A 3,386-nucleotide genomic window follows, 5' to 3' on the forward strand; every position below is an offset into this window, starting at 1 on the left:
AGCTTTTGGGGTAAACGTTCACCTATAAACGCTGCAGCGTTTGTCCCTAAAGAATGTTTATAGGGTTGCTCTTAAAAAATGTTTTAGTCATCTTCTCTCTCCCATAACGTTGTCTGAAGAGGTGAGTTGTCTTGGATGCCAGGCAATTGTGTGCGCCTTGGCGCTGAAGTCATAGCAGATGGAGCACAAAATTCTCAATGGCTCCAAGCTTTTGGGGTAAACGTTCACCTATAAACGCTGCAGCGTTTGTCCCTAAAGAATGTTTATAGGGTTGCTCTTAAAAAATGTTTTAGTCATCTTCTTTCTCCCATAATGTTGTCTGAAGAGGTGAGTTGTCTTGGATGTCAGGCAATTGTGTGCGCCTTGGCGCTGAAGTCATAGCAGATGGAGCACAAAATTCTCAATGGCTCCAAGCTTTTGGGGTAAACGTTCACCTATAAACGCTGCAGCGTTTGTCCCTAAAGAATGTTTATAGGGTTGCTCTTAAAAAATGTTTTAGTCATCTTCTTTCTCCCATAACGTTGTCTGAAGAGGTGAGTTGTCTTGGATGCCAGGTAATTGTGTGCGCCTTGGCGCTGAAGTCATAGCAGATGGAGCAGAAAGTCCTAAATGGCTCCAAGCTTTTGGGGTAAGCGTTCACCTATAAACGCTGCAGCGTTTGTCCCTAAAGAATGTTTATAGGGTTGCTCTTAAAAAATGTTTTAGTCATCTTCTCTCTCCCATAACGTTGTCTGAAGAGGTGAGTTGTCTTGGATGCCAGGCAATTGTGTGCGCCTTGGCGCTGAAGTCATAGCAGATGGAGCACAAAATTCTCAATGGCTCCAAGCTTTTGGGGTAAACGTTCACCTATAAACGCTGCAGCGTTTGTCCCTAAAGAATGTTTATAGGGTTGCTCTTAAAAAATGTTTTAGTCATCTTCTTTCTCCCATAATGTTGTCTGAAGAGGTGAGTTGTCTTGGATGTCAGGCAATTGTGTGCGCCTTGGCGCTGAAGTCATAGCAGGTGGAGCAGAAAGTCCTAAATGGCTCCAAGCTTTTGGGGTAAACGTTCACCTATAAACGCTGCAGCGTTTGTCCCTAAAGAATGTTTATAGGGTTGCTCTTAAAAAATGTTTTAGTCATCTTCTTTCTCCCATAACGTTGTCTGAAGAGGTGAGTTGTCTTGGATGTCAGGCAATTGTGTGCGCCTTGGCGCTGAAGTCATAGCAGGTGGAGCAGAAAGTCCTAAATGGCTCCAAGCTTTTGGGGTAAGCGTTCTCCCACGTGCGGTACGCTGGATAAAACCTTGTTGAAGAAGATAGGGTTCAACAATATCCTCAATGGCATCGCGCGGCTCTGAGAGAGCAGCCGCAATTGTTTCAATACCCACCGGTCCTCCTAAAAAAGTTTCCGCAATCAGCAGTAAATAGCGATGGTCAAGCGGATCAAGACCAAGATGATCTACTTCAAGACGAGAAAGTGCTTCATCCGCAATTTTACGATCAATTTTTCCCGCCCCTTTGACCAGAGCAAAGTCATAAACCCGCCTTAAAAGCCTTCCAGCAATCCGAGGAGTCCCACGTGCTCGGCGGGCAATTTCATGGGCACCATCATCACTAATCTGTACAGAAAAAAGGCGGGCATTACGCTGAACAATATATTCCAATTCCTCTATGGTATAAAAATTGAGACGAATTGGAATACCAAAACGGTCGCGTAACGGTGTGGTCAATAACCCCAAACGCGTAGTTGCTGCAACCAAGGTAAATTTAGCAAGATCAATTTTAACCGAGCGTGCAGCAGGCCCTTCACCAATGATCAGGTCAAGCTGATAATCTTCCATAGCCGGATAAAGAATTTCTTCAATTGCTGGACTTAAACGGTGAATTTCATCAATAAAAAGGACATCACGTTCTTCTAGATTGGTTAAGAGAGCAGCCAAATCTCCTGCTTTAGCAACAACAGGACCGGAGGTAGAGCGAAAATTAACCCCTAATTCTTTCGCCATAATCTGTGAAAGCGTCGTTTTTCCCAAACCAGGTGGTCCTACAAACAAAACATGGTCTAGTGCTTCTTGACGTGCTTTTGCCGCTTCGATAAATATTTTTAAATTCGCCCGTGCCGCTTCTTGACCAATAAAGTCATCGAGCACTTTGGGCCTTAAGGAACGATCCGGATCGTTGGGAAGGGGAACAGCCCCGAGAAGGCGTTGATCTTCATTTTTATGCATTTTTACCCTTTACTAAGTAGGCGACGAAAGCAATTTGAGACTATGGCGAATAAGCAATGCAGAAGAAACAGTTTCCCCTTCAAGAGCATTCATCGCTGCAGCAAGAGCGCGCGCTGCTTGATCACGTTCAAAACCGAGATTGATCAAAGCAGAAAGCGCCTCATTTGTTGGTTGATTGGTCACTTCCAGATGTGAAATCGGAACACTATGGATAGCATTCTCATGAAATGGGAGTGCTTTGCTTTTAAGTTCGCGGACAATTCTCTCACTGACTTTTTTACCAACACCTGGAGCGCGGCTCATCATTGCCACATCGTTTAATGCAATCGCTTGCGCGAGTTGATCTGAAGACAAAGTGCCCAAAATTGCCAAGGCAACCTTTGCCCCCACACCAGGAACATTTTGCAGCAGACAAAACCACTCTTGTTCAGCTCTTGTAGCAAAACCAAAAAGGCGAATAGCATCTTCACGAACATGTGTTTCAATAAAGAGGCTTATAGTTTCACCAAGAGCTGGTAAAGAAGGACGCAACCGGTTTGAGACAAAAACAACATAACCCACACCATGGACATCCAAAAGGATATGATCATCAAAAATATTTTCAAGGATACCCTTTAATTTGCCTATCATACCATAACCCTTGAACGATGAGAGAGACTGGTGCGGTAAGGCTTCAGGCAAAGAGCAAGTGCGAGAGCATCAGCCTTCTCACTGCTGTTAAATGCAGCACGCGGCAGCAGAACTTTTACCATCAGAAGAGAAGCATCAAAAATATGTCGAAAAATACTCGTTAATTTGCCCATCATACCATAACCCTTGAACGATGAGAGAGACTGGTGCGGTGAGGCTTCAGGCAAAGAGCAAGTGCGAGAGCATCAGCCTTCTCACTGCTGTTAAATTCAGCACGCGGCAGCAGAACTTTTACCATCAGAAGAGAAGCATCAAAAATACGTCGAAAAATACTCGTTAATTTGCCCATCATACCATAACCCTTGAACGATGAGAGAGACTGGTGCGGTGAGGCTTCAGGCAAAGAGCAAGTGCAAGAGCATCAGCCTTCTCACTGCTGTTAAATGCAGCACGCGGCAGCAGAACTTTTACCATCAGAAGAGAAGCATCAAAAATACGTCGAAAAATACTCGTTAATTTGCCCATCATACCATAACCCTTGAAACGAT

General features: G+C 44.4%; 4 protein-coding genes and 1 pseudogene. All 5 read right to left on the minus strand.

Features of this window, described 5'->3' with window-relative positions; genetic code table 11:
- Nucleotides 1-1,113: 1,113 nt before the first annotated feature.
- Complete coding sequence (gene ruvB, locus HNQ69_RS05775) at nt 1,114-2,208, minus strand: Holliday junction branch migration DNA helicase RuvB (RefSeq protein WP_183229123.1); 1,095 nt, start codon at nt 2,206-2,208, stop codon at nt 1,114-1,116.
- Nucleotides 2,209-2,220: 12 nt separating this feature from the next.
- Nucleotides 2,221-2,838, minus strand: a complete 618-nt coding sequence (ruvA, locus tag HNQ69_RS05780) for a Holliday junction branch migration protein RuvA (protein ID WP_183229124.1) — start codon at nt 2,836-2,838, stop codon at nt 2,221-2,223.
- The gene (locus HNQ69_RS05785; protein ID WP_183229125.1) at nt 2,835-3,014 is read right to left on the minus strand and encodes a hypothetical protein; all 180 of its coding nucleotides are present in this window, start codon (nt 3,012-3,014) and stop codon (nt 2,835-2,837) included. Before HNQ69_RS05785 ends, ruvA begins: the two co-directional genes overlap by 4 nt.
- Nucleotides 3,011-3,139: pseudogene (locus tag HNQ69_RS05790) on the minus strand (crossover junction endodeoxyribonuclease RuvC); the annotation flags it as partial. The gene HNQ69_RS05785 and the pseudogene HNQ69_RS05790, both read right to left, overlap by 4 nt.
- A 47-nt stretch (nt 3,140-3,186) precedes the next feature.
- The coding region (locus HNQ69_RS05795; protein WP_246348536.1) for a hypothetical protein at nt 3,187-3,386 on the minus strand (200 nt) is incomplete at its 5' end.

Source organism: Bartonella callosciuri (genome assembly GCF_014203215.1).
Taxonomy (GTDB): Bacteria; Pseudomonadota; Alphaproteobacteria; order Rhizobiales; family Rhizobiaceae; genus Bartonella; species Bartonella callosciuri.